Here is a 17,297-nt window from a genome sequence, read left to right as displayed (position 1 = left end):
CCATGATCGACACATCGACCGTCGCCACCCATCCGCTCTTCGGGCGTCTGACCCTGGAGTCCTTCCCCTATCACGAGCCCATCGTGGTCGCGACCTTCGTCGCGGTCGTGCTGGGCGGCATCGCGCTCGTCGCGGCGCTGAGCTATTTCCGGTTGTGGGGCTATCTCTGGAAAGAGTGGTTCACCACCGTCGACCACAAGCGCATCGGCATCATGTACATGGTGCTGGGCCTGGTCATGTTGCTGCGCGGCTTTGCCGACGCCATCATGATGCGCCTCCAGCAGGCCATGGCCTTCGGCGGCAGCGAGGGCTACCTCAACGCCCACCATTACGACCAGATCTTCACCGCCCACGGCGTCATCATGATCTTCTTCGTGGCGATGCCCTTCGTCACGGGCCTGATGAACTACGTGGTGCCGCTGCAGATCGGCGCCCGCGACGTGTCCTTCCCGTTCCTGAACAATTTCAGCTTCTGGATGACGGTGGGCGGTGCGGTGCTGATCATGGCCTCGCTGTTCGTCGGCGAGTTCGCGCGCACCGGCTGGCTGGCCTATCCGCCGCTGTCCAACATCGCCTACAGCCCTGAGACGGGTGTCGACTACTACATCTGGGCGTTGCAGATTGCCGGTGTCGGAACAACATTGTCCGGCATCAACCTGATCTGCACGATCGTCAAGATGCGCGCGCCCGGCATGACCATGATGAAGATGCCGGTCTTCACCTGGACGTCGCTCTGCACCAACGTGCTGATCGTCGCCTCCTTCCCGATCCTGACCGCCACGCTGGTCCTGCTGTCGCTGGACCGCTACGTCGGCACGAACTTCTTCACGAACGATCTCGGCGGCAGCCCGATGATGTACGTGAACCTGATCTGGATCTGGGGCCACCCGGAGGTTTACATCCTGATCCTGCCGGTCTTCGGCATCTTCTCCGAAGTCACCTCGACCTTCTCGGGCAAGAAGCTGTTCGGCTACACCTCCATGGTCTACGCGACGGTGGTCATCACGATCCTGTCCTACCTGGTGTGGCTGCACCACTTCTTCACCATGGGGTCGGGCGCCAGCGTGAACTCGTTCTTCGGCATCACGACGATGATCATCTCGATCCCGACGGGTGCGAAGATCTTCAACTGGCTGTTCACCATGTACCGCGGCCGCATCCGCTTCGAGCTGCCGATGATGTGGACCGTCGCCTTCATGCTGACCTTTGTGGTCGGCGGCATGACGGGCGTGCTGCTGGCTGTTCCGCCGGCGGACTTCGTCCTGCACAACAGCCTGTTCCTGATCGCCCACTTCCACAACGTCATCATCGGCGGCGTGCTGTTCGGCCTGTTCGCCGGCATCTACTACTGGTGGCCCAAGGCCTTCGGCTTCCGCCTCGATCCCTTCTGGGGCAAGGTGTCCTTCTGGTGCTGGGTGATCGGCTTCTGGGTCGCCTTCATGCCGCTCTACGTGCTCGGCCTGATGGGCGTCACCCGCCGCCTGCGCGTGTTCGAGGACCCGTCGCTCCAGATCTGGTTCCAGATCGCCGCCGTCGGCGCCGTTCTGATCGCCGCGGGCATCGGTGCCTTCCTCCTCCAGATCGCCGTCAGCGTCTGGAAGCGCCGTGAGCTGGTCGACCGCACGGGCGACCCGTGGGACGGCCGCACGCTGGAATGGGCGACCTCCTCGCCGCCGCCGGACTACAACTTCGCCTTCACCCCGATGATCCACGACAACGACGCGTGGTGGGACATGAAGAAGCGCGGCTACAAGCGTCCGCTCGGCGGCTACAAGGCGATCCACATGCCCAGCAACAGCGGCACCGGCGTGATCCTGGCCGGGATCAGCGTGGTCCTCGGCTTCGCCCTGGTCTGGTACATCTGGTGGCTGGCGGCGGTGAGCTTCGTCGCCCTGCTGGCGGCGGCCATCCACCACACCTTCAACTATCACCGTGACTTCCACATCCCCGCGGACGTGGTGGTGCGGACCGAGAACGAGCGGACCCGTCTCCTCTCCGGGCAGGTGTAAAGCATGAGCACGACCCTGACAGCCGAGCGGCCCCGCAGCCAGGCTCCGGTGTTCCACGTTGTGGACGAGCACGCGCACCCCGAAGGCTCCAGCACCATGCTAGGCTTCTGGATCTACCTGATGAGCGACTGCCTCATCTTCGCGGTGCTGTTCGCGACCTACGGCGTTCTCGGCGCCAACTACGCCGCCGGGCCCGCACCCAAGGACCTGTTCGACCTGCCGCTGGTGGCGCTGAACACCGCCATGCTGCTGTTCTCCTCCATCACCTATGGCTTCGCCATGCTGGCGATGGAGAAGGGGCGGGTGTCGCAGACCCAGCTGTGGCTGGCGGTGACCGGCCTGTTCGGCGCCGCCTTCCTGGCCATCGAGCTCTACGAGTTCGCCCACCTGATCCACATCGGGGCGACCCCGCAGCGCAGCGCCTTCCTGTCGTCCTTCTTCACGCTGGTCGGCACCCACGGCCTGCACGTCACTTTCGGCCTCGTCTGGCTGGTGACGCTGATGGTCCAGGTCAACAAGCGTGGCCTGATCCCGGCCAACCGCCGGCGCCTGATGTGCCTCAGCCTGTTCTGGCACTTCCTGGACGTCATCTGGATCGGCGTCTTCACCTTCGTCTATCTGATGGGAATGCTGCGATGAGTTCTCACGCCGAACATCATTCCGGGCATCATGGGGCCGGGCATCACGACCACGGCCACGGGGACGACGGGCACGCCCACGGGACGCTCGGCAGCTACGTGATCGGCTTCGTCCTGTCGGTGATCCTGACGGTCATTCCCTTCTGGCTGGTCATGGACGGGACGATCCTGGACAAGAACATGACCGCGATGGCGATCATGGCGCTCGCCGCCGTCCAGGTCGTCGTCCACATGATCTTCTTCCTGCACATGAACGGACGTGCGGAAGGCGGGTGGACCATGCTGTCGCTGATCTTCACGATCATCGTCGTGGTCATCATGCTGGCCGGTTCGTTGTGGGTGATGTACCACCTGAACACCAACATGATGCCGATCCACGACCCGAGCCAACTGCCGTGACCGGCACGGCGACCCACCGTCCGCGCCGGGGGCTGATCCTTCTCGGCGTCCTGGCGCTGGCGGGAGTCGCCGTCTTCACGTCGCTCGGCGTCTGGCAGGTCGAGCGGCTGTTCTGGAAGCTGGACCTGATCCAGCGGGTGGAGGAGCGGGTGCAGGCCGCCCCCGTTCTCGCCCCCGGCCTGGAGGATTGGCCCGCCGTCACGGCGGCCAGCCAGGAATACCGGCGGGTCAGCGTCACCGGGCGTTTCCTCAACGACAAGGAAACCCTGGTCCAGGCGGTGACCGAGCGGGGCGGCGGCTTCTGGGTACTGACCCCCTTGCGCACCGACCGGGGCTTCACCGTTCTGATCAACCGGGGCTTCGTACCGCCCGAGCGGCGCAGCACCGACAGCCGCCCCGACGGGCTGATCGATACGGACACCACGGTCACCGGCCTGCTGCGGGTGACCGAGCCGGGGGGCGGTTTCCTGCGCACCAACGATCCCGCGCAGGACCGCTGGTACTCGCGCGACGTGGCGGCCATCGCGGCGGCCCGCGGCGTGACGGAGGCGGCCCCCTATTTCATCGACGCCGAGGCCAGCCCGCCGGGCGGTTCTCCGGTCGGCGGGCTGACCGTGTTGAAGTTCAGGAACAACCACCTCGTGTATGCGCTGACGTGGTTCGCCCTGGCGCTCATGCTGATCGCCGCATCGCTCTATGTCGCGCGCAGTGAACGGCGGCGCCGGGGTTGAAGAAGTAATCTCTTTTTCTTCATGGTCTTTCGCCGGATGGAAAGGGCTCCCGCGCGGACTCTTCCACCTGGCTTTTTTGTGCTATCGAGACCGCCCGGATTCCATGGCAAGGCTGCCAAGCCGGAGTATCGTGCCCATATAACAGGGGACCGAAGGAAGCCGGCGAAGGGCCAGACATTTTCCGTGCGCGACACCACCGACAAGAAGAACCTGTTCCTGCTGGTGCAGTTGCGCTGGCTCGCCGTCGCCGGGCAGGTGGTGACGATTCTGATCGTGCACTACCAGATGGGCATCACCCTGCCGCTCGACCAAATGGGCGCGGTGATCCTGTTCCTGGTCGCGCTGAACATCGCCAGCGTCCTGCATCTGCGCCGCCAAACCTCGGTGTCGAACACCCAGCTTTTCCTGGAGCTGCTGATCGACGTGTCTGCGCTTACGGTCCAGCTCTACCTCAGCGGCGGCGCGTCCAACCCCTTCATCTCGCTCTACCTTCTGCAGATCACGTTGGGGGCGGTGCTGCTGGAGGCTTGGTCGGCCTGGGCGCTGGTGCTGGTCGCCACGGCCTGCTTCACGCTGCTGATCGGCGCCTACCGTCCGCTGGCCCTGCCGCCGGGGCTGGAGGGGCTTCTGCTGGGGCTGCACATCCAGGGCATGTTCCTGTGCTTCGTGCTGACGGCCAGCCTGATCGTTCCCTTCATCACCCAGATCACCCGCAACCTGCGCGCCCGCGACGCCCATCTGGCGGACCTGCGCCAGCGCTCCATGGAGGAGGACCACATCGTGCGCCTCGGCCTGCTCGCCTCCGGCGCCGCGCATGAGCTGGGGACGCCGCTCGCCACGCTGTCGGTGATCGTGAACGACTGGCGGCGGATGCCGGTGGTCAAGGGCGATCCCGACATGGCCGAGGACATCGCCGAGATGCAGAACCAGATCAACCGCTGCAAGGCCATCGTGTCGGGCATCCTCCTGTCCTCCGGCGAGGCGCGGGGGGAGGGGACGCTGCGCACCACCGTGACCGCCTTCCTGGACGATCTGGTGGCGGAGTGGAAGGACAGCCGGTCGCCGGCCTGCGTCGATTACGACAACAGCGTCCGCTCGCGGGAGGGGATCATCTCCGACCTCGCGCTGAAGCAGGTGATCTTCAACGTGCTGGACAACGCGCTGGAGGTGTCTCCCGGCTGGGTCGGCATCGCCGCCGGGCGGCAGGGGGACAGCCTCGTCCTGACCGTCAACGACGCCGGCCCCGGCTTCGAGGAGCGGATGCTGGCGGAATTTGGCAAACCCTACCGGTCGAGCAAGGGGCGGCCCGGCGGCGGGCTGGGCCTCTTCCTGGTGGTCAACGTGGTGCGCAAGCTGGGCGGCTCGGTCGCCGCGCGCAACCGCCCCGGTGGCGGCGCTTCCGTCACCATGACCCTGCCGCTCGCCGCCCTGTCCGCGGGAGAGAGCCATGGAGACTGACCGTTCCCTCGTGCTGGTGGAGGACGATGCCGCCTTCGCCAAGGTCCTGCGCCGCTCCTTCGAGCGCCGGGGCTATCAGGTCTACTGGTGCGACAGCCTGGACGGGCTGCGGGCTCTGCTGGAGACGCTGCCCTTCGCCTACGCGGTGGTGGACCTGAAGCTGGGCAACGGCTCCGGCCTGGAATGCGTGCGGGAACTGCATGCCAACGACCCCGAGACGCGGATCGTCGTCCTGACCGGCTTCGCCAGCATCGCCACGGCGGTTGAGGCGATCAAGCTGGGAGCCTGCCATTATCTCGCCAAGCCCTCCAACACCGACGACATCGAGGCGGCCTTCGAGCGCACGGAGGGCGATCCCTCCATTGCCCTGGGCGCGCGGGCGACCTCGCTCAAGACGCTGGAGTGGGAGCGTATCCACGAAACCCTGGCGGAAACCGGCTTCAACATCTCCGAAACCGCCCGCCGCCTGGGCATGCACCGGCGCACCCTGGCCCGCAAGCTGGAGAAGAAGCAGGTGCCCTGAACGGGCGTTCCCCTGTCCAGTCGGTCAAAGGATGCGCATGGCCGCTGGACAATGGCCGCCACTCCGCCCATTTTTCACGGCCTGTTACAGTCGTGTGTCATACGCAGCAGCAAGGAGCAGTGTGAAGTGTCTCTTTCCACGTCGAGCAGCAGCCCCTCCGATCCGCGGACCGAGGCCCGCCGTCTTTTGACGGACGCCATCTCCACGTACCTCCAGTCGTGCAAGGATCTGGCTGCTGCGACCGAACGCGCGACCGAGACGAGCGGCAGCATCGACACCCAGGCCCGCCGCAAGGCTTACCAGACGCTGACCGAGCTGGGCGATCAGGTCCGTCTCGCGCAGCGCCGCCTCGTCACCGCGGCCAAGCAGGCCCGCCGGGTCATGCCGGTCGCCGAGATCGAGGAGGTCGCCAAGAAGCTGGACAAGCGCGACACCACGGAAAGCGCCGCCGTTCTGGTCAAGGCCGCCCTGGTCAATTGACCTCTGTTGGGGGATGGCTCGCCTGTTCGGCATAGACGAATCCGCCGGATTGGCGGGAATCGCCGACTTTTTGCGGGTCACAGCGTCGCGCCCGGTCGATTCCGGGCGGGAGCATCTTGCGCGCTGCCGCCCGGCAGGGTAGGTCAGAGGCGCCTGGAGCCCTGGAACATGCTGGGGTTCCGCCACGAACAAGGGGAATTTGGGAATGACGAAGGCCGATCTCATCGACGCGATCGCCGGCAAGCTGGGCGGCACGAAGGCCGACGCCGGCAAGGCGCTGGACGCGGTTCTGGAGAGCCTGCAGGACGCGCTGGTCAAGGGGGAGACGGTCAAGCTGCCGGGCTTCGGCCAGTTCGAGATCGCCGAGCGCGGCGAGCGCACGGGCCGCAACCCGCAGACCGGTGCGGAGATCAAGATCGCCGCCTCCAAGGCGCCGAAGTTCTCCGCCGGCAAGGCCCTCAAGGACGCCGTCAACGGCAAGGCCGAGTAACGGCGCCGATTTGCCCCTCTCCCTCCCGGGGAGAGGGGATTTCACCACCCGCTCAATGCGGGTTCGCCGGTCCCGGCGTGGCGTCGGCCAGCCAGCGGCCGAGCGGGTCGTCGCTCTCGTTGCCCGTTTCGTTGGACGCTTCGCTCCAGCCCGGCGGGACGCCGTCCATGTTCGGCAGGCGGTGGGCGATGCCCTTGTGGCAATCGATGCAGGTGCGCTGCCCGCTGAACAGATATTGCTGATGGATGCGCGCCGCCCGCGCCCCCTGCTTGGTGATGTCCATCGATTCCGCGCTGTGGCAATTGCGGCATTCCAGGGAATTGTTCGCCTTCAGCCGCGCCCACTCATGCTCGGCCAGCTCGCGCCGCTTCTCCACGAACTTGTCGCGCGTGCTGATGGTGCCGAAGATCTTGCCCCAGACCTCCTTCGAGGCCTGCATCTTGCGGGCGATCTTGTCGGTCCAGTTGTGGGGGACGTGGCAGTCCGGGCAGGTCGCCCGCACGCCGGAGCGGTTGGTGAAGTGGATGGTGGTCTTCAGCTCCTCGAACACATTGTCCCGCATCTCGTGGCAGCTCGTGCAGAACTTCTCGGTGTTGGTGACCTCCAGGGCGGTGTTGAAGCCGCCCCAGAACATCACGCCGGCCAGGAAGCCGCCCAGCGTCAGGAAGCCCAGGCTGAGGTAACGGCTCGGCCCCGCGATGATCCGCCAGGGCCGCAGCAGGAAATCGGGCAGCTTCATCGCCGGTCACCCCCGTCCGACGGGCGGCTGATGAGGCTGTCCATGTCCCTGAAGGTGTTCGGGACGATGGGCTGCGCCACGGTCTGGGGGACATGGCACTGCGTGCAGAAATAGCGGCGCGGCGCCACCGCGCCCAGGGTCTGGCCTTCGCGGTCGACGTAGTGGGTGATGCTGATCATCGGCGCCTGGGTGGCCCCGGTGAACTGGCGGCTGTGGCATGTCAGGCACTGGTTGTTGTTCAGGCTGATCTGATAATCGCGGATGTTGTGCGGGATGACCGGAGGCTGTTCCGGATAGTTGCGGGCGACCCGCCGGTCGTCGGTGACGTCGGCGGGGATCGGCGGGGCCGGGTCCTCGTCGGTGAACTGGATCGGCGGGCGGAAGGGCTCCCGGACCTGTCCGGTTCCCTGGGCGGCGAGCATTGCCGGCACGAGGCAGGGCAGGGCCGCGGCCAGCACGAGCATGAGATGGCGGCGCATGGTTGCGGTCCTCCCTCAGACGGCCACGATCTTGACGGCGCACTTCTTGAAGTCCGTCTGCTTGCTGATCGGGTCGGTAGCGTCGAGCGTGCATTTGTTGATGAGTCGCGCCGAATCGAACCAGGGCACGAAGACCACGCCGCGCGGCGGCCGGTTGCGCCCGCGCGTCTCGACCCGCGTGCGCATCTCGCCGCGCCGCGACATCACCTTGACCTCCGAGCCGCGGCGCAGGCCGCGCGACTGCGCGTCGTCCGGGTGCATGTAGACCAGCGCCATCGGCATGGCCTTGTAAAGTTCGGGCACCCGCATGGTCATGGAGCCGGAGTGCCAGTGCTCCAGCACGCGCCCCGTGACCAGCCACAGGTCGAAGTCCTTGTCCGGCGATTCCGCCGGGGGTTCGTAGGGGAAGGCGAACAGGTTGGCCTTGCCGTCCGGATTTCCGTAGAAGCGTACCCCCTCGCCCTTCGGGACGTAGGGGTCGAGCCCCTCCCGGTAGCGCCACTTCGTCTCCTTGCCCTCAACCACCGGCCAGCGCAGCCCGCGCACCTCGTGATAGGTGTCGAAGGGCGCCAGATCGTGGCCATGGCCGCGCCCAAAGGCGGCGTACTCCTCGAACAGGCCTTTCTGCACGTAGAAGCCGAATTCCTTCGACTCCCGGTTCTCGTAGGCGGGGTCCAGCTCCGACACGGGGAAGCGGTCGACGTTGCCGTTGCGGAACAGCACGTCGAACAGGGTCTTGCCGCGGAAGTCGGGATTGGCGTCCAGGATCTCCTTCGGCCACACCTCGTCGGTGGTGAAGCGCTTGGAGAACTCCATGAGCTGCCAGAGGTCCGAGCGCGCCTCGCCCGGCGCGTTGACGAGCTGGTGCCAGAAATGGGTCCGCCGTTCGGCGTTGCCGTAGGCGCCCTCCTTCTCCACCCACATGGCGGCGGGCAGAATCAGGTCGGCGGCGGCGGCGGTCACCGTCGGGTAGGCGTCCGAGACGACAATGAAGTTCTCTGGATTGCGGTAACCGGGATAGGTCTCGTTGTCGCTGTTGGGCGCCGCTTGGAGGTTGTTGTTGACCATGATCCAGTAGGCGTTGAGCTTTCCGTCCTTCAGCATCCGGTCCTGCAGGACGGCGTGATAGCCGATCTTGCCGGGCAGCAGGCCCTTGGGGATCTTCCAGCCCTCCTCGACATGGGAGCGGTGGGTGGGGTTGGTCACCTGCATGTCGGCGGGCAGCCGGTGGGCGAAGGTGCCGACCTCGCGCGCCGTGCCGCAGGCTGAGGGCTGGCCGGTCAGCGAGAAGGGGCTGTTGCCCGGTTCCGAGATTTTTCCAGTCAGAAGGTGGATGTTGTAGACCATGTGGTTCACCCACACGCCGCGGACGTGCTGGTTGAACCCCATGGTCCACAGCGACATGACCTTGATCTTCGGGTCGGCGTACATCTCGGCGAGCGCCAGCAGCCGCTCTTTGGGGACCTTGCTCAGCTCCGCCACCTTCTCCAGCGTGTACTCGCTGACGAATGTGGAGAACTCGTCGAAACTCATGGGCTTGGAGTCGGTCGGGTCCTTGGCGTTGGCGGCGCGCACCTCCAGAACGCTTTCGGGGCGCAGGCCGTAGCCGATGTCCTTCTGCCCCAGGCGGAAGCTGCAGTGCTTTTCGATGAACTCCTTGTTCACCCGCCCGGTCTGGATGATGTGGTTGGCGATGTAGTTCAATATGGCCAGGTCGGTCCCCGGCTCGAAAATCATCGGCACGTCGGCCAATTCGAAGCTGCGGTGCTCGAAGGTCGAGAGGACGGCCACCTTCACATGGTTGTGGGCCAGCCGCCGGTCGGTGATGCGGGTCCACAGGATGGGGTGCATCTCCGCCATGTTGGAGCCCCAGAGGACGAAGGCGTCGGCGTGCTCGAAATCGTCGTAGCAGCCCATCGGCTCGTCCATGCCGAAGGTGCGGATGAAGGCTACGGCGGCCGACGCCATGCAGTGGCGGGCGTTGGGGTCCAGATTGTTGGTGCGGAAGCCGGCGCGCATCAGCTTGGACGCGGCGTAGCCCTCCCAGATCGTCCATTGGCCGGACCCGAACATGCCGACGGCGTCCGGCCCCTTCTCCTTCAGCACCCGCTTCCATTGGCGGGCCATCTCGTCGAAGGCCTCGTCCCAGGAAACCGGGCGGAATTCCCCATCCTTGTGGTATTTGCCATCGCGCATGCGCAGCAGAGGCTGGGTCAGCCGGTCCTGTCCGTACATGATCTTGGACAGGAAATAGCCCTTAACGCAGTTCAGGCCGCGGTTGACCTCCGCCTGCATGTCGCCGTGGGTGGCGACGACGCGGTTGTCCTTGGTGGCGACCATGACGCTGCATCCGGTGCCGCAGAAGCGGCAGGGCGCCTTGGACCAGGTGAGCTGGGCGTCCTCGCCCGCCACCATGGATTGTTGGGCCATGGCGGGCAGGCTGATGCCCCCCGCCGTGGCGGCGGCCGCGACCGCCTGCGCCTTGATGAAATCCCGCCGGTCAAGCATGGGTTCCTCCCCCTTTTTCTTGACGAATGTGAAATCCGGACGCGTCAACGCCGCGCCGTATCGACCTTCTCCGCGGTCCGGGCCGCCATCGGCTCGGCATGGTGGAAGACCATGACCGCCGACATCACGCCGGGCATCAGGTGGATGGCGGTCATGCGGTCGGCGATGCGGCCCTCGTGGGGGCCTTCCACGGTCACCACCATCCGGCCCCGCTCCTCCGCATGGACTTCCACGTCGCCCAGCGCGGCGACGGCGGCCCGCACGTCGGGGCTTCGCTCGGGCCGCAGATGGACGAGGATGGAGGCGATGTGCCATTCCGCCGGTGCTTCGGCCAATCGGTCGTGGGCTTCAGGGTGCATGGGCGGTCTCCGGTCCGGGGTGCAACGTGACGGCGTCGGCGGGGCAGGCGGCCAGACATGCGCCGCAGCCGGTGCAGGAGTCGTCCTCGACCACGGGGACCGCCACGCCGCCGGGCGCCAAGGCGAAGCGGATGGCCGATTCCGGACAGGCGTCGCGGCAGCTTCGGCAGACGACGCGGTTCATGGCGAGGCAGGATGGTCCAATGCGCACGGCCAGCGTCCAAGGGCTGGCGGCGACACGGTCGAAGACCGGCTCGGGGCAGGAATCGGCACAGGCCGCGCAGAAACTGCACTCGCCCCGCCGGAAATCGACCTCGGGAAAACCGCCGTCCCCCCGGCGGATGATCCCCTCGGGGCAGGCGTCGACGCAGGCACCGCAGCGCGTGCACAGGTCGGTGAAGCGCTCTGTCCGGGACCAGGGCGGGCGCAACGGTGCCGGTTCGGTGCGTCGCCGTCCGCGAAGAAAGCCTCGTCGCCCTAAGTCGACCGATTCATCGGCCATGGCACCGTACCCCTCAGACCGGGGGCGGACCAGGCGGACCCATGATGAGTTGCGACATCCAGACCAGGAAGCCGTAGCCGCCCACGACGGCGATCGACAGGATCGGCCAGATCACCACCGCCATAACAAGGAACATGGCGATTTCCCGCCGCTTCGCGCCGGGATCGGGCAGGGGCGGGCTGGCGGCGGCGCGCGATGGGAAGCGGGCTGGGTCCGGAGAATGGCGGCGGCTCATGGCGGCTCCCGTTTTTGGCGGGCGATGGTGTTGCCGACAGCCGGGGAGGCGGTCGGACATCCCAACAACAGGTTGAGCGTCGCTTCTGTTCCATGCGGCCGAGCGTGCGATGGACACCGCCCCGGCGCGCCGCGGCATGGCCTTGGACGCGGATGATTTGGGGCGCGAACTTTTTTTGAGGGTCCCCGGGATTAAGCGGGGCGCGGGATCGTAAACTGATTGAAGAGGGGATAAGGAGGTCGGACGGCCTTGGTGTGATTTGGGTCTCCGGATTGTTTATTTCCGATTCGTACAGGGCATACAGATTGGATCGACTACGAGGTTGCTGATGATCTGAAGTTCTGTAAGATTGGAACAGCCGTTCTTGGTGTAACGGCTTCTCCACTGTTGTGATCGTAAGTGAAGCGAACTCAATCAGAGGCCGCGCCTGCTTTGGCGCGGCCTTTTTTTTGTCATTTACAAGTTATAGTACGAAAGTTTTGCTGCTTTGATGGTGCCATTCCGTAGGGCATACCTTGAACGATAGTTGCGACAGCGGGGATTAATTGTGCTGTGATTCCTGAAACGGATGTTGTGTTCCGCTGATTGTGTGGTATACCAAGTACGAAATGCGGAACACCAAGCCTCTCCCAACGGTGGCGGTGGTGCTCCCGCCAAAACGTGAAGGGCACGCAAGCCCCAGAGAAAAGGCAATGCGACAACAACCATCGGCCCCGCCCGGCTGAGTTGAGTGTTCGATCACCGCATTGGGGAGGAAGAGTAATGAGTCAGTCCATCGCTGCACCGCCTGGCGGCTCGCAGGCGCCCATTTCCGAAGGCGCGCGTTGGATGCAGATCGTCGTCGGCATCGTCTGTATGGTGGCCGCGGCCAACATCCAGTATGCCTGGACGCTGTTCGTGCCGGAAATCCAGGCCACCCATGGCTGGACCCGCGCCTCGATCCAGACCGCCTTCACCGTCTTCGTCGTCGTCCAGACCTGGCTGACCCCCATCGAAGGCTACTTCATCGACCGTTACGGCCCCCGCGTCATCGTCGCCTTCGGCGGCGTGATGACCGGCCTCTCCTGGATCGTCGACAGCTACGCCGGCTCGCTCGGCATGCTCTATGTCGGCTCGGCCATCGGCGGCATCGGCGTCGGCTGCGTCTACGCCACCTGCGTCAACAGCGCGATCAAATGGTTTCCGGACAAGCGCGGCCTCGCCGTCGGCCTGACCGCGGGCGGCTACGGTGCCGGTTCGGCCCTGACCATCCTGCCGATCGCCAACATGATCCATTCCTCCGGTTATCAGGCGACCTTCTTCTGGTTCGGCCTGCTGCAGGGTGCGATCATCATCGCCGCCGCCTTCTTCCTGCGCGCCCCGCAGAAGGATCAGGTGAAGGCCTCGACCAAGGTCCTGCAGTCCCGCCGCGACTACACGCTCAAGGAAGCGCTGCAGACGCCGGTCTTCTGGGTCATGATGGTCATGTTCATCTGCACCGTCTCGGGCGGTCTGATGGCGGTGGCCCAGCTCGGCGTGATCGCCCACGATCTGGGCGTGAAGGAAGCCCCGATCAGCCTGTTCGGCATCACCATGGCGGCACTGCCCTTCGCGCTGATGCTCGACCGCGTGATGAACGGCATTTCCCGTCCGCTGTTCGGCTTCATCTCCGACCACATCGGCCGTGAAGCGACGATGTTCATCGCCTTCACCTTCGAAGGCATCGGCATCCTGATGCTCAGCCGCTTCGGCCACGACCCGATCATGTTCCTGATCCTGTCGGGTATGGTGTTCCTGGCCTGGGGCGAAGTGTACAGCCTGTTCAGCGCCACCTCGGCGGACACCTTCGGCACCAAGCACGCGGCGAAGATCTACGGCGTGCTGTACTGCGCCAAGGGCGTTGCGGCGCTGCTGGTCCCGCTGGGCAACCTGCTGATGGAAGCCACCGGCACCTGGGCGACCGTGCTCTACATCTGTGCCACCATGGACCTCATCGCGGCCTTCTGCGCCATCGCGGTCCTGCGGCCAATGCTGCGCCGGCACCATGCCCGCAACGCCGAACTCGCCGCCCAGCAGGGCACGGGTCCGGTCACCGCGGCAGCCAGCCCGTAACCTCCGCTCCGGCGGACCGACCGAAAGGGGGCCACGCGCGTGGCCCCCTTTTCGGCGTTCCGGACGGCCTTGCGAAACGGGACGGGAGGGTGAAGCATGTCGGCGGAGGGGGCATGGACAATCGACGGCGGGGGCAGGGTATGGCAAAGGACGACGGCAGTTTCCGGCTGGTGGTCGCGTGCTCGCTGGGCGGGGTGGCGGTCAGCGTGGCCCTCGGCTCGCTGCTGCTGTCGCGCTGGGCGCCCCGGACGGAGAACACGGTGGTCGAACGGGCGATCCACAACATGGACCGGGAGACCTGCGAGCGGGTGCTGCACTCCTTCACGCAGCCGCAGCCGGTGGGCACCCGTGTGCTGTGGCTGTGGGCGGAGGAATCGACGCCGGGCGTCTTCACCGGAGCGCCCTGGACGTCGCGTGTGACCGGGCCGGGCGTGCAGACGGCGGCGGCCGGGGCGGCTGGAGGGGGGAGCGGGGCGTTGGCCGGCCGGTCCCCCCGTCCCTACGCCTTCGATCCGGCGTCCCAAGTGGCGCCGGACGCGGCCTGCTCTTTCCCGAACAACTCCCTGCACATCGTGTCGGTGGAGTATCCGCCCAGGCCCGACGCCGCTCCGGCAAAGGGCAAGCCGTAAAAAGGAAAAGGGCCGGCCGCGGGAAGCGGCCGGCCCTTTCCGGCAGGCGGTGCACCGGATGGAAGCGCCGCCTTACTCCTCGCGCTGTCCCATGAGCTGCATCAGCATCTGGAAGAGGTTGATGAAGTTGAGGTAGAGGGAGAGAGCGCCCATGACGGCGAGCTTGGTGTTGCCCTCGTGCCCGTAGCCCTCGGCGTACTCCTCCTTGATGCGCTGGGTGTCGTAGGCGGTCAGGCCGGTGAAGATGACCACGCCGATGACCGAGATGGCGAACTGCAGCGCGCTGGAGCCGACGAAGATGTTGACCAGACTGGCGATGACGATGCCGATCAGGCCCATCATCAGGAACGAGCCCATCTTCGACAGGTCGGCCTTGGTGGTGTAGCCCCACAGGCTCATCGCCGCGAACATCGCCGCGGTGATGAAGAACACCCGCGCCACGCTGGCCCCGGTGAAGACCAGGAAGATCGACGCCATCGACACGCCCATCACCGCGCAGAAGGCCCAGAACAGCCCCTGCAGCGCGCTGGCCGACATCGCGTGGAAGCGGAAGGACAGCACCATGATGAAGGCCAGCGGCGCCAGCATCACCACCCACTTCAGCGGGGTCGTGAAGATCGGAACGTACAGCGCCGGCGTGCTCGCCACGAACAGCGCCACAAGCCCCGTCACGCCCAGGCCGAGCATCATGAAGTTGTAGACCCGCAGCATGTGCTTGCGCAGGCCCTCGTCGAACGCCGCGCCGTAGGCCGGCGCCGCGCTGCCGAATTGGTTGCCGTAGAAGGGTCCGCTCATTGTCTCACCATGTCCTTCGGATGCTTATCGTTCGGATGCTTGTCGTTCAGTGCGTCTGCTTCAGAACCACGCCATGCGGGCGTCGCGGGCGTGGGCCAGGATTTCCTTTTCCGGCTGTTCGCCGCACAGCGCGTAGACCGTCGTCCCGACCTGCCAATAGGCGACCGAGACGTTGCCGATCCGCTCCGCCTGGGGTTCGGTGACGGCGAAGCGGTCGACCTCGCTGGCAAACAGCGTGATCAGCTCGGACCCGCCGTGGCGGTAGGCCGCCTGCACCGCGACCCCACCGTCCCAGGCCACCGTGCGCAGCCCGTCCGGCGCCTGCCCGATGTCGAGCTGCGGGATCGGCACCGCGACCTCCGGATTGGCGGGGGCGAGCCGGTTCACCAGGGAATTGGCGGCGTCAGCGAAGGGCTTGAAGTCGATCCCGCTGTGCAGCGCCTGCTGGTGGGTCTGCGCCGCGATGGTGATGTAGTGGGTGGCCGCGTGCGCCGTGGCGACGGGGTTGACCGACAGGGACGACACCGCGCTGTGCGCCGTCCAGCCGAGCCCGACGAGGCACAGCGCCGCCACCGCCCGCCGCCCGCGGCCCGAGCCCTTGGTGGCCCGCGCCCGGTTCATCAGCTCCGCCGCCGGGCGGCGCCACAGCGCCCCCCACTGCTTGCGCCGCGGCAGCGGCGCGCCGGCGCCGACCGCCGGCTGGGCCGGGGTGGAAGCCGGTTCGGCGGTGGGGTCTGCGCCGGGTTCGGGGGCGACCATTTCGGCCGCCGCCTTCTCAATGGCCGGGCCGGCTATGAACAGGCGGATCTCGTCACGCACCCGCATGTCGTGCATGACACGGGCGGCCTCGTCAGGATTGGCCTCCAGGTAGGCTTCCACCTCGATGCGGCGCTGCGCGTCGAGTTCGCCGTCCACATAGGCGTTCAGGTCGATGTCGCTGATCGGTTCGTTCATCGTCATTTCACCACGCGCAACGGGGGGCGCTGGACCCGGTCTGATGGGGTTCGGTCGGACTGGTCCGGGTGGCGCCCGCCGCCCGTCTTGGCCCGCAGCGCGTCGCGCGCACGGCCCAGGCGGGACATCAGGGTGCCCACGGGGATGCCCAGGCACTCAGCGGCGTCCCGGTAGGACATGCCGTCGAGCGCCACGAGCACCAGGGCCTCCCGCTGTTCGACCGGCAGGGTCATCAGGGCCGCGATGGTCTGGCCCAGATGGACGTGGCTCAACTGCGCGGGCGGGGAGCCTTCCTCCGCCATCGAGCTGAGCTCGCCGGTCGCCTGGCGTTCGGCCTGCTGGCGCCGCCAGCGGTCCACGAAGGTGTTGTGGACGATGGCGAGCAGCCACTTGCGCAGGTCGCGCCCGTCCGTGAAGGACGACGCTCCCTCGATGGCCTTGACGAGCGCCTCCTGGACGAGGTCCTCGGCTTGGTCGGGGTCGCGCATCAGGACCAGGGCGTAGCGCCTCAGAACGTCCAGATGCTGTCCCAGCTCGTCTTTCATCACCGTCCCGGATTGGTTCTTCACACTCGGCATACGGATCATGCCGTGGCTTAATCCGCACCGGGGGAAAAAATCGCCACGGGATTGGCTTGCGCGCGGACGCAGGGCGGAGTAGGTCAGAAGCGCCTGGAGCCCTGGAGAATGCTGGGGTTCCTCCATGAACAAGGGGAGTAGGGAATGACGAAGGCCGATCTCATCGACGCGATCGCCGGCAAGCTGGGCGGCACGAAGGCCGACGCCGGCAAGGCGCTGGATGCGGTTCTGGAGAGCCTGCAGGACGCGCTGGTCAAGGGGGAGACGGTCAAGCTGCCGGGCTTCGGCCAGTTCGAGATCGCCGAGCGCGGCGAGCGCACGGGCCGCAACCCGCAGACCGGTGCGGAGATCAAGATCGCCGCCTCCAAGGCGCCGAAGTTCTCCGCCGGCAAGGCCCTCAAGGACGCCGTCAACGGCAAGGCCGAGTAAGCCTTCCGCAAGGACGATCCTTGTATCGGATGAAGGGGCGGCGGCAACGCCGCCCCTTTCGTCTTTCCAAATTTCCTGGTGACGACATGAGCAGCAACAACGTCTACCGCTGGATCAAGGTCGAGGGACGGTGGGAGCCGGCGCAACAATTGGGCGATGGCTCCTACATGCCGATCGGCGACATCGTGCCGTTGACCGCCCGCAGCGTGAAGGTCGGTCCGGTGATCGAGCCGCCGCCCCGCAACGCCGCCCCCAAGGACGACGACTGAAC

Annotated in this window: 21 protein-coding genes; 12 read left to right on the top strand and 9 right to left on the bottom strand. The window is 66.2% G+C overall.

What is annotated here, in order from left to right; genetic code table 11:
- The first annotated feature begins 2 nt into the window (after positions 1-2).
- The 8 genes from cyoB to ACWPXE_RS00230 all read left to right on the top strand — a co-directional run bounded on the left by cyoB (position 3) and on the right by ACWPXE_RS00230 (position 6,728).
- Positions 3-2,009, top strand: coding sequence for a cytochrome o ubiquinol oxidase subunit I (gene cyoB / locus ACWPXE_RS00265; RefSeq protein WP_174438401.1), 2,007 nt, complete (start codon positions 3-5; stop codon positions 2,007-2,009).
- Positions 2,010-2,012: 3 nt separating this feature from the next.
- On the top strand, positions 2,013-2,648 hold the full coding sequence (cyoC, locus tag ACWPXE_RS00260; RefSeq protein WP_035679814.1) for a cytochrome o ubiquinol oxidase subunit III: 636 nt from the start codon (positions 2,013-2,015) through the stop codon (positions 2,646-2,648).
- The gene (gene cyoD / locus ACWPXE_RS00255) at positions 2,645-3,046 is read left to right on the top strand and encodes a cytochrome o ubiquinol oxidase subunit IV (protein ID WP_454016182.1); all 402 of its coding nucleotides are present in this window, start codon (positions 2,645-2,647) and stop codon (positions 3,044-3,046) included. The genes cyoC and cyoD overlap by 4 nt, the downstream gene beginning before the upstream one ends.
- A complete protein-coding gene (locus tag ACWPXE_RS00250; protein WP_454016181.1) occupies positions 3,043-3,777 on the top strand; it encodes an SURF1 family protein in 735 nt (244 codons plus the stop codon). Before cyoD ends, ACWPXE_RS00250 begins: the two co-directional genes overlap by 4 nt.
- Before the next feature lie 183 nt (positions 3,778-3,960).
- Positions 3,961-5,235, top strand: coding sequence for an ATP-binding protein (locus tag ACWPXE_RS00245; protein WP_454016180.1), 1,275 nt, complete (start codon positions 3,961-3,963; stop codon positions 5,233-5,235).
- Positions 5,225-5,758, top strand: a complete 534-nt coding sequence (locus tag ACWPXE_RS00240) for a response regulator transcription factor (protein WP_454016179.1) — start codon at positions 5,225-5,227, stop codon at positions 5,756-5,758. The genes ACWPXE_RS00245 and ACWPXE_RS00240 overlap by 11 nt, the downstream gene beginning before the upstream one ends.
- 126 nt (positions 5,759-5,884) lie before the next feature.
- The gene (locus tag ACWPXE_RS00235; RefSeq protein ID WP_014241891.1) at positions 5,885-6,238 is read left to right on the top strand and encodes a hypothetical protein; all 354 of its coding nucleotides are present in this window, start codon (positions 5,885-5,887) and stop codon (positions 6,236-6,238) included.
- A 205-nt stretch (positions 6,239-6,443) separates the two neighbouring features.
- Complete coding sequence (locus ACWPXE_RS00230) at positions 6,444-6,728, top strand: HU family DNA-binding protein (protein WP_014241890.1); 285 nt, start codon at positions 6,444-6,446, stop codon at positions 6,726-6,728.
- A 52-nt stretch (positions 6,729-6,780) separates the two neighbouring features.
- Here ACWPXE_RS00230 and ACWPXE_RS00225 read toward each other — a convergent pair whose 3' ends face one another.
- Genes ACWPXE_RS00225 through napE form a run of 6 tightly spaced genes read right to left on the bottom strand, consistent with a single transcriptional unit; the run spans position 6,781 to position 11,550 of the window.
- Positions 6,781-7,467 (bottom strand): NapC/NirT family cytochrome c, encoded by a 687-nt coding sequence (locus tag ACWPXE_RS00225; RefSeq protein ID WP_454016178.1) that lies wholly within the window; start codon positions 7,465-7,467, stop codon positions 6,781-6,783.
- Positions 7,464-7,946 (bottom strand): nitrate reductase cytochrome c-type subunit, encoded by a 483-nt coding sequence (locus tag ACWPXE_RS00220; protein WP_454016177.1) that lies wholly within the window; start codon positions 7,944-7,946, stop codon positions 7,464-7,466. The genes ACWPXE_RS00225 and ACWPXE_RS00220 overlap by 4 nt, the downstream gene beginning before the upstream one ends.
- Positions 7,947-7,961: 15 nt before the next feature.
- Positions 7,962-10,454, bottom strand: a complete 2,493-nt coding sequence (napA, locus tag ACWPXE_RS00215; protein WP_454016176.1) for a periplasmic nitrate reductase subunit alpha — start codon at positions 10,452-10,454, stop codon at positions 7,962-7,964.
- Positions 10,455-10,498: 44 nt separating this feature from the next.
- Positions 10,499-10,813, bottom strand: coding sequence for a chaperone NapD (locus ACWPXE_RS00210; RefSeq protein WP_454016175.1), 315 nt, complete (start codon positions 10,811-10,813; stop codon positions 10,499-10,501).
- Positions 10,803-11,315 carry a ferredoxin-type protein NapF gene (napF, locus tag ACWPXE_RS00205; protein WP_454016174.1) on the bottom strand — a complete coding sequence of 171 codons (513 nt, stop codon included), beginning with the start codon at positions 11,313-11,315 and terminating at the stop codon, positions 10,803-10,805. Before napF ends, ACWPXE_RS00210 begins: the two co-directional genes overlap by 11 nt.
- Positions 11,316-11,328: 13 nt before the next feature.
- Positions 11,329-11,550 carry a periplasmic nitrate reductase, NapE protein gene (gene napE / locus ACWPXE_RS00200; protein WP_454016173.1) on the bottom strand — a complete coding sequence of 74 codons (222 nt, stop codon included), beginning with the start codon at positions 11,548-11,550 and terminating at the stop codon, positions 11,329-11,331.
- A gap of 762 nt (positions 11,551-12,312) precedes the next feature.
- Here napE and oxlT point away from each other — a divergent pair.
- Positions 12,313-13,641, top strand: a complete 1,329-nt coding sequence (gene oxlT, locus ACWPXE_RS00195) for an oxalate/formate MFS antiporter (protein ID WP_237907365.1) — start codon at positions 12,313-12,315, stop codon at positions 13,639-13,641.
- Positions 13,642-13,781: 140 nt separating this feature from the next.
- Positions 13,782-14,270: a hypothetical protein gene (locus ACWPXE_RS00190; protein WP_454016172.1), complete on the top strand. Its 489-nt coding sequence runs from the start codon at positions 13,782-13,784 to the stop codon at positions 14,268-14,270.
- Between the two features lie 72 nt (positions 14,271-14,342).
- Here the strand turns inward: ACWPXE_RS00190 and ACWPXE_RS00185 are convergent, their stop codons facing one another.
- From ACWPXE_RS00185 to ACWPXE_RS00175, 3 genes are read right to left on the bottom strand one after another with little or no spacing between them, the layout of a single operon-like run.
- Positions 14,343-15,065, bottom strand: a complete 723-nt coding sequence (locus tag ACWPXE_RS00185) for a Bax inhibitor-1/YccA family protein (RefSeq protein WP_237907363.1) — start codon at positions 15,063-15,065, stop codon at positions 14,343-14,345.
- 60 nt (positions 15,066-15,125) lie between these two features.
- Complete coding sequence (locus ACWPXE_RS00180; RefSeq protein ID WP_454016171.1) at positions 15,126-16,019, bottom strand: anti-sigma factor family protein; 894 nt, start codon at positions 16,017-16,019, stop codon at positions 15,126-15,128.
- A gap of 2 nt (positions 16,020-16,021) precedes the next feature.
- Entirely contained in the window at positions 16,022-16,564 is a 543-nt protein-coding gene (locus ACWPXE_RS00175; protein ID WP_454016170.1) for a sigma-70 family RNA polymerase sigma factor, read from the bottom strand.
- Between the two features lie 177 nt (positions 16,565-16,741).
- Here ACWPXE_RS00175 and ACWPXE_RS00170 point away from each other — a divergent pair, with 177 nt between their 5' ends.
- Both ACWPXE_RS00170 and ACWPXE_RS00165 read left to right on the top strand, forming a co-directional pair.
- Positions 16,742-17,026, top strand: coding sequence for an HU family DNA-binding protein (locus tag ACWPXE_RS00170; protein ID WP_014241890.1), 285 nt, complete (start codon positions 16,742-16,744; stop codon positions 17,024-17,026).
- A gap of 86 nt (positions 17,027-17,112) precedes the next feature.
- Positions 17,113-17,295: a hypothetical protein gene (locus ACWPXE_RS00165; protein WP_454016169.1), complete on the top strand. Its 183-nt coding sequence runs from the start codon at positions 17,113-17,115 to the stop codon at positions 17,293-17,295.
- Positions 17,296-17,297 lie beyond the last annotated feature (2 nt).

This window comes from Azospirillum sp. Marseille-Q6669, assembly GCF_965111635.1.
The sequence above is the reverse complement of the archived record's forward strand: the minus strand, read 5'-3'. Positions and strand labels throughout refer to the sequence as shown.

Bases quoted from the DNA above. Each gene is read 5' to 3' on its own strand.
- ACWPXE_RS00210 (WP_454016175.1), bottom strand. From the start codon at position 10,813: ATGCACCCTGAAGCCCACGACCGATTGGCCGAAGCACCGGCGGAATGG.
- napF (WP_454016174.1), bottom strand. From the start codon at position 11,315: ATGGCCGATGAATCGGTCGACTTAGGGCGACGAGGCTTTCTTCGCGGA.
- ACWPXE_RS00185 (WP_237907363.1), bottom strand. From the start codon at position 15,065: ATGAGCGGACCCTTCTACGGCAACCAATTCGGCAGCGCGGCGCCGGCC.
- ACWPXE_RS00170 (WP_014241890.1), top strand. From the start codon at position 16,742: ATGACGAAGGCCGATCTCATCGACGCGATCGCCGGCAAGCTGGGCGGC.
- ACWPXE_RS00180 (WP_454016171.1), bottom strand. From the start codon at position 16,019: ATGAACGAACCGATCAGCGACATCGACCTGAACGCCTATGTGGACGGC.
- cyoB (WP_174438401.1), top strand. From the start codon at position 3: ATGATCGACACATCGACCGTCGCCACCCATCCGCTCTTCGGGCGTCTG.
- ACWPXE_RS00240 (WP_454016179.1), top strand. From the start codon at position 5,225: ATGGAGACTGACCGTTCCCTCGTGCTGGTGGAGGACGATGCCGCCTTC.
- ACWPXE_RS00225 (WP_454016178.1), bottom strand. From the start codon at position 7,467: ATGAAGCTGCCCGATTTCCTGCTGCGGCCCTGGCGGATCATCGCGGGG.
- cyoC (WP_035679814.1), top strand. From the start codon at position 2,013: ATGAGCACGACCCTGACAGCCGAGCGGCCCCGCAGCCAGGCTCCGGTG.
- cyoD (WP_454016182.1), top strand. From the start codon at position 2,645: ATGAGTTCTCACGCCGAACATCATTCCGGGCATCATGGGGCCGGGCAT.
- ACWPXE_RS00220 (WP_454016177.1), bottom strand. From the start codon at position 7,946: ATGCGCCGCCATCTCATGCTCGTGCTGGCCGCGGCCCTGCCCTGCCTC.
- ACWPXE_RS00165 (WP_454016169.1), top strand. From the start codon at position 17,113: ATGAGCAGCAACAACGTCTACCGCTGGATCAAGGTCGAGGGACGGTGG.
- napA (WP_454016176.1), bottom strand. From the start codon at position 10,454: ATGCTTGACCGGCGGGATTTCATCAAGGCGCAGGCGGTCGCGGCCGCC.
- ACWPXE_RS00190 (WP_454016172.1), top strand. From the start codon at position 13,782: ATGGCAAAGGACGACGGCAGTTTCCGGCTGGTGGTCGCGTGCTCGCTG.
- ACWPXE_RS00175 (WP_454016170.1), bottom strand. From the start codon at position 16,564: ATGAAAGACGAGCTGGGACAGCATCTGGACGTTCTGAGGCGCTACGCC.
- napE (WP_454016173.1), bottom strand. From the start codon at position 11,550: ATGAGCCGCCGCCATTCTCCGGACCCAGCCCGCTTCCCATCGCGCGCC.
- oxlT (WP_237907365.1), top strand. From the start codon at position 12,313: ATGAGTCAGTCCATCGCTGCACCGCCTGGCGGCTCGCAGGCGCCCATT.
- ACWPXE_RS00230 (WP_014241890.1), top strand. From the start codon at position 6,444: ATGACGAAGGCCGATCTCATCGACGCGATCGCCGGCAAGCTGGGCGGC.